The sequence below is a fragment of the Sphingomonas sp. genome, from assembly GCF_039595165.1.
Classification (GTDB): domain Bacteria; phylum Pseudomonadota; class Alphaproteobacteria; order Sphingomonadales; family Sphingomonadaceae; genus Sphingomonas.
In genome coordinates, this window is sequence record NZ_JBCNMA010000164.1 from 1 (window position 1) to 6,494 (window position 6,494).

Below are 6,494 nucleotides of genomic sequence, written 5' to 3' on the forward strand. Positions count from 1 at the left end.
CTCGAGCACCACGCCCGCCTCGACATGGCCGAGGCCGAGGCCGCCGTCGCTTTCGGGGATCAGGATGCCGGTGAAGCCCATCTCGGCGAACTGCTTCCACAGGTCGCGCGAGAAGCCGGTCGCGTCGTTGGCGTCGCGGAGGGCGCGGAGATGCGAGACCGGCGCGGCCTCGCTCACGAATTGCTGCGCGGCATCGCGGAGCATGGTCTGCTCATCGTTGAGGTAGAGGGGCATTTTCAACTCCGTCACCCCGGCGAAAGCCGGGGTCTTGTGCGGCAGGCGCACGGTTTGAGGCGAGAGACCCCAGCTTTCGCTGGGGTGACGGTTTCTACGAGGGCAGCTCCAGGATCCGCTTGGCGATGATGTTTAGCTGGACCTCGCTGGTCCCGCCCTCGATCGAATTGGCCTTGGTGCGCAGCCAGGCGCGGGGGGCAGCGCCGTTGTTCGAGGGCGTGCTCTCCCATTCGAGCGAGTCCGATCCGCCCGCCGCCATCTCCAGCTCGTGCCGCGCCTTGTTCAGCTCGGTGCCGTAATATTTCATCATGCTCGGCTGGGCGGGGTGAGCGCGACCGGCCTTGAGTTCATCGATGAAGCGTTCGGACATCGCCGCAAACGCGCGGGCACGCACTTCGTGCAGCGCGATCTGGCCGCGCAGCAGCGGATCGGCGAGGCGGCCGTCCTCGCCGAGCCCCATCCGCGCCACCGCGTTGCCGATCAGCGTGCCGCCGCTCGACAGGCCGAGCCCCATGCCCGAGATCATCTCGCGCTCGTGCCCGAGCAGGTATTTGGCGACGTCCCAGCCTTTGTTGAGCTCGCCGACCAGGTTTTCCTTGGGCACCTTCACATCGTCGAAGAAGGTTTCGCAGAAGGGCGAATAGCCGCTGATCAGCAGGATCGGCCGGGTCGACACGCCGGGCGAGGCCATGTCGAACAGCAGGAAGCTGATCCCCGCTTGCTTGACGCTCTTGTCGGTGCGGACGAGGCAGAAGATCCAGTCGGCCTTGTCGGCGTAGCTGGTCCACACCTTCTGCCCGTTGACGAGATAGTGGTCGCCCATGTCTTCGGCGGAGGTGGCGAGCGCGGCGAGGTCGCTGCCCGCATTCGGCTCCGAATAGCCCTGGCACCAGCGGATCTCGCCGCGCGCGATCTTCGGAAGGTGTTCGAGCTTCTGTTCCTCGTTGCCGTATTTGAGCAGCGCCGGGCCGAGCATCGAAATGCCGAAGCTGCTCAGCGGATTGCGGCAGCCGAGCGCGCGCATCTCCTCACGCAGGATCTTGCTCTCAGCCGGGGAGAGGCCGCCGCCGCCATATTCCTTGGGCCAGTCGGGTACGGTCCAGCCGCGCTCGGCCATGCGGTCCATCCACGCCTTCTGGTCGGGGGTCAGCGCCGACTGGTCACGCCCGCCCCATACCGTATCCTTCTCGCTGCGCACCGGTTCGCGCATCGAGGCGGGGCAGTTCGCCTCCAGCCATGCCCGTGTCTCGGCGCGGAATTGTTCGAGGTCGGTCATGGCATGGCTCCGTGGAGAAGGTCGGCGATGGCGATGGCGCGGTGATCGTCGCGATAGGCAGTGATCGCCTGCAGGCCGACGGGCAGCCCGTCGGCATCGGTCCCGGCAGGGAAGGCCGTGGCGGGCAGGCCGGGATAGGTGGGGAGGCCAGCCCAGGCGAGCTGTGCGTCGTACGACGTGTCCTGCCCGTCCACGATCAGGCGGCGTTCGTTGTACGGATCGTCGCGGTGCGGAAAGGCGGTGACGACATTGGCCGGGGCGATCACCGCGTCGAATTCCTCGAACAGCCGGCCCCAGGCACGGCGGCAGCGCGCCTGCGCGTCGAGCATGCCGAACCAGTCGGCAAGGCTGGCAACCTGCCCGCCGGGCCCGGGCGCGCCGCGCGCGAAGACGATCGCAAGCATCTTGCCATAGGCACGATGCTGGGCGGCGAGATCGGGGAGCAGATCGCTCGATCGTTCGACGCGGATGCCCATGCGTCCGGCGACTTCCTCGGCGCGCGCGGTCGCCGCGCGGATCGCCGGATCGGTCGGCGCCGCGGGATGTTGGTCGAGCAGCAGCAGGCGTTTGTGGCGCAGCGCGGAAGCGGGCCGCGGCGGCGGCGCTTCGGCCAGCACGTCGAGCATCGCGGCGAGATCGGCGGGATCGCGCGCCATCGGGCCGACCACGCCGAGCGGCGGCGGCGCGCCGTCGGTGCCGGGGAAGCGATGGCCGTAAGGATCGATAAGGCCGTAGCTCGGCTTATGCCCCCACACCCCGCAGAATGCCGCGGGCACGCGGATCGAGCCGCCGATGTCGGAGCCGATCTCGGCCGGGACGAAGCCCGCCGCCAGCGCCGCCGCCGAACCGCCCGACGAGCCGCCGGCGGTACGGGTGAGGTCGTGCGGGTTGGCGGTACGACCATAGACCGGGTTGTCCGACTGCCAGTCGGCGAGTCCAGGCGCGATGTTGGTCTTGCCCAGGACCACGGCGCCCGCCGCCTTGATCCGCTGCACCACCGCCGCATCGCGCGTGGCGAAGTTGTCTCGCGCATGCTCGAAGCCCCAGCTGGTCGGCAGTCCGGCGACGTCGAAGGCTTCCTTGACCGTCATCGGCACGCCGAGGAAGGGCAGCCGCTGGCCGCGCGCGACGGCTTCATCGGCGCGGTCGGCGGCCTCGAGCGCACGATCGAAGTCGCGGACGACGACGGCGTTGATCGCGCCGTCGCCCGCCTCGATCCGCGCGATCGCCAGCTCGCATTGCGCCCGCGCGCCGGTCTCTCCGCTCCGGATCGCGGCGGCGATCTCCAGGGCGCTCGCCCCGGCCCATGCATCGGTCGCATGGCGTTCCGGGGCGGCCAGCTCAGCCATTGAAGCGCTGACCGGCCTCGGCCTTGTCGCGCAACAGCTTGGCGACCTCGAAGCCGTGCTTCTCCAGCCCCGCGACGATCGTCTTGAGACCCACCTGGTCGGCCCAGAACATCGGACCGCCGCGATAGGGCGGCCAGCCATAGCCGTAGATCCACACGACATCGATGTCCGACGCGCGCTGGGCCATGCCCTCTTCGAGGATCTTCGCGCCTTCGTTGACCATCGTGTAGAAGGTGCGCTCCATGATCTCCTCGTCGGTCACCTCATGCTGCGGGGTGCCGGTCTTCTGGCGGAATTCCTCGATGATCTCCGCGACGCGCGGCGAGGGCGAGGGATTGCGCTTGTCGTCATAGTCGTAGAAGCCGGCCTTGGTCTTCTGGCCCCAGCGGTTCTCGGCGGCGAGCGCGTCGCGGATATTCTCGATCCGGGTCGGGTCGCGGTGCCAGCCGATGTCGACGCCGGCGAGATCGCTCATCTGGAACGGGCCCATCGGCATGCCGAACTCGACATGGACCTTGTCGACCTGCATCGGCGTCGCGCCCTCGTGGAGCAGCTTCATCGCCTCCATCTGGCGCGGGATCAGCATGCGGTTGCCGATGAAGCCGTAACAGACACCCGCCACCACGGCGACCTTCTTGATCTTCTTGGCGAGGTCCATCACCGTCGCCAGCACGTCCTTGTCGGTCTTCGCCCCGCGCACCACTTCGAGCAGCTTCATGATGTTGGCGGGCGAGAAGAAGTGCATGCCGACCACGTCGCCCGGGCGGCTGGTCGCCGCGGCGATCTCGTCGATGCTGAGGTAGCTGGTGTTCGACGCCAGGATCGCGCCCGGCTTGGCGATCTTGTCGAGCTTGCCGAAGATGTCCTTCTTGACGTCCATATTCTCGTACACGGCCTCGATGATGAGGTCGCAATCGGCGAGGTCGTCGAGGTTCAGCGTGGGCGTGAGCAGCCCCATCGCGCCCTCGACCTGCTCGGCGGTCATCCGGCCCTTGGCGGCGGTCGCCTCGTAATTCTTGCGGATCGTGCCGGTGCCGCGGTCGAGCGCTTCCTGCTGCATCTCGGCGATCGTCACCGGAATGCCGGCCGAGAGGAAGTTCATCGAAATGCCGCCGCCCATCGTCCCCGCGCCGATCACCCCGACGCGCCTGATCGGGCGCAGCTTGGTGTCCTCGGGCACGTCGTCGATCTTCGCGGCCTTGCGCTCGGCGAAGAAGATGTGGCGCAGCGCCGCGCTCTGCGCGCCCATGATCAGCTTCATGAAGCCCATGCGCTCGCGCTGCACGCCCTCGGCATAGGGCTTGCCCGCCGTCTCCTCGATCACCGCGATGATCTCGGCCGGCGCGTCCATGTTGCGGAAGCGCTTGGCGTTGGTCTTGCGGAAGGCGTCGAACACGCCTTCGTCGACCGTTACCGGCTTCTCGCTGGTGCGGGGCAGGGGACGCGCGGCGGCGACTTCGTTGGCATAGGCCACTGCATCGGCGGCCAGGCTGTCCTCGCCGGCCAGGCGATCGACCAGGCCAGCGTCCTTGGCCTGCTGCGCCGAGACCGGGTCGCCCTTGGTCGCCAGCTCGAGCGCGAACTCGACGCCCGCGACGCGCGGCAGCCGCTGGGTGCCGCCCGCGCCGGGCAGGATGCCGAGCTTGACCTCGGGCAGGCCGAACTTGGCCGAGGGCACGGCGATGCGGTAATGGCACGCCAACGCGACCTCGCACCCGCCGCCGAGCGCGGTGCCGTGGACCGCGGCGACGACCGGCTTCTCGCTCGCTTCGATCAGGTCGACCAGCACGGGGAGCGAAGGCTCCTGCATCGGCTTGCCGAACTCGGTGATGTCGGCGCCGGCGAAGAAGGTGCGCCCGTCGCAGCGGATCACCGCGGCCTTCAGGCTGTCGTCGCCCTTGAGCTCGGCGATCGCGGCGGCGAGGCCCTGCCGCACCGCCGCGCCGAGCGCGTTCACCGGCGGGTTGTTCGAGGTAATGACGAGGACGTCGCCCTGGCGTTCGGTGGTGATGGGGCCGGTCATTGGTTCTGTACTTCCTTCTTCTGGTCGTCATCCCCGCGCAGGCGGGGATCCATTGCCGCTGACGTTGCGGTTCGTGCCTGAAACGTCAGCCCCGAATGGATTCCCGCCTGCGCGGGAATGACGGGGTAAGGGTTGGGTTCGAAATCATGTCAGCGCCGAATAGATCATCGTCTTGAGCTCGCGCCTTATCGGGTAGAGGCCCGAGGGCGAGAGCTGAGTCATGAAGATCATCGTGATCCGCTCGACCGGATCGACGAAGAAGGCGGTCGAGAACAGCCCGCCCCAGTAGAACTCGCCAACCGAGCCGGGGATCATCGTGCGCGCCGGACTGAGGTTGATCGCGAAGCCGAGCCCGAAGCCGGTGCCGGCATTCTGAGACTCGCTGAACATCGAGCGCGAAAGGCTGGCGAGATCGCCGCCGCCGGGCAGGTGGTTTGCCGTCATCAGCTCGAGCGTCTTGCGCCCGACGATCCGTGCGCCCTCCAGCGTGCCGCCGCCCAGCAGCATCGTCGCGAAGCGGTGATAGTCGAGCGCGGTCGAGACCAGCCCGCCGCCACCCGAGAGCAGGGTCGGGCGCCGGCTCCATGCCGACTTGGCGCCCTGGTCGTACATCACCCGGTTGCCCTGGACCGAGGTCCAGCAGTCGGTCAGCCGGTCGATCTTGTCCGGGGGCACCCAGAAGCCGGTGTCGGCCATGCCGAGCGGGGCGAAGATGCGCTCCTCGAACACGCGGTCGAGCGGCATCCCCGCCACGCGCTCGACCACCGCGCCGAGCACGTCGGTCGACACCGAATAATTCCACGCCTCGCCCGGCGAGAATTCGAGCGGCAGCTTGCCCAGCGCGGCGACGAAGCCGTCGAGATCGAGATTGCCGTGCCAGCTCTCGATCTTCCCGGCACGATAGGCGGCGTCGATATTGCTGCGGTTCTGGAAGGCGTAAGTGAGGCCGGAGGTATGGCGCAGCAGGTCGATCATGCGCATCGGCGCCGCGGTCGGCCGGGTCACGAACGGCACGCCCGCGCCGCCGCCGTCATAGACGCCGATGTCCTTGAACTCGGGCAGCACGTGATGCACCGGCGTGTCGAGCGCGACCCTGCCCTGCTCGACCAGCTGCATGAACGCGATCGAGGTGACCGGCTTGGTCATCGACGCGATGCGGAAGATCGAGCGCTCGTCGACCGTCGCGCCGCCCTCGCGCGCCGCGCCCTGATGGCTGAAATGCGCGATTCGCCCCTCGCGCGCGACCAGCAGCTGGGCATGGGGCAGCTTGCCCGAGTCGAGGTAGCGCGCCTTGATGAAGCCATCGATCGCGCCCAGCCGGGCGGGGTCGAAGCCGGTGTCGGCGGGCAGTGCGAAGGTCGCGGCGTCCATACCCCTAATTCGAATCCTCGTTCCCGGCGGTTCGCGCCGCCTGTCTCTTCCCTATTGCGTTTGGCAACGTATGAATCAAGAATAACCTGAACGCGGCGTGGCGGAAATGCCAAACCGCACATTCTACAAAGCTGGAGAGATGCACGTGGTCGCCGAACCGATCATCCCGCTCGATCCGTCCTGGCCGAAGATGACGCTAGGGCAAGCACAGGCGCTGATGACCGCGCCGGGCCAGCCGCTC

The 6,494-nt window shown here is 68.0% G+C and carries 5 protein-coding genes; all 5 read right to left on the reverse strand.

Annotation, left to right across the window (positions count from 1 at the left end; translation table 11 throughout):
- Nucleotides 1-234, reverse strand: a 234-nt coding sequence (locus ABDV68_RS17740; RefSeq protein WP_343521430.1) for an acyl-CoA dehydrogenase family protein, incomplete at its 3' end; no start/stop codon positions are given.
- A 94-nt stretch (nucleotides 235-328) separates the two neighbouring features.
- On the reverse strand, nucleotides 329-1,510 hold the full coding sequence (locus tag ABDV68_RS17745; RefSeq protein WP_343521431.1) for an acyl-CoA dehydrogenase family protein: 1,182 nt from the start codon (nucleotides 1,508-1,510) through the stop codon (nucleotides 329-331).
- Nucleotides 1,507-2,859, reverse strand: coding sequence for an amidase family protein (locus ABDV68_RS17750; RefSeq protein WP_343521432.1), 1,353 nt, complete (start codon nucleotides 2,857-2,859; stop codon nucleotides 1,507-1,509). Before ABDV68_RS17750 ends, ABDV68_RS17745 begins: the two co-directional genes overlap by 4 nt.
- The gene (locus tag ABDV68_RS17755; protein WP_343521433.1) at nucleotides 2,852-4,882 is read right to left on the reverse strand and encodes a 3-hydroxyacyl-CoA dehydrogenase NAD-binding domain-containing protein; all 2,031 of its coding nucleotides are present in this window, start codon (nucleotides 4,880-4,882) and stop codon (nucleotides 2,852-2,854) included. The genes ABDV68_RS17750 and ABDV68_RS17755 overlap by 8 nt, the downstream gene beginning before the upstream one ends.
- A 144-nt stretch (nucleotides 4,883-5,026) precedes the next feature.
- Nucleotides 5,027-6,253, reverse strand: a complete 1,227-nt coding sequence (locus tag ABDV68_RS17760; protein ID WP_343521434.1) for a serine hydrolase domain-containing protein — start codon at nucleotides 6,251-6,253, stop codon at nucleotides 5,027-5,029.
- Between the last annotated feature and the right edge of the window lie 241 nt (nucleotides 6,254-6,494).

Bases quoted from the DNA above. Each gene is read 5' to 3' on its own strand.
- ABDV68_RS17745 (WP_343521431.1), bottom strand. From the start codon at position 1,510: ATGACCGACCTCGAACAATTCCGCGCCGAGACACGGGCATGGCTGGAG.
- ABDV68_RS17750 (WP_343521432.1), bottom strand. From the start codon at position 2,859: ATGGCTGAGCTGGCCGCCCCGGAACGCCATGCGACCGATGCATGGGCC.
- ABDV68_RS17760 (WP_343521434.1), bottom strand. From the start codon at position 6,253: ATGGACGCCGCGACCTTCGCACTGCCCGCCGACACCGGCTTCGACCCC.
- ABDV68_RS17755 (WP_343521433.1), bottom strand. From the start codon at position 4,882: ATGACCGGCCCCATCACCACCGAACGCCAGGGCGACGTCCTCGTCATT.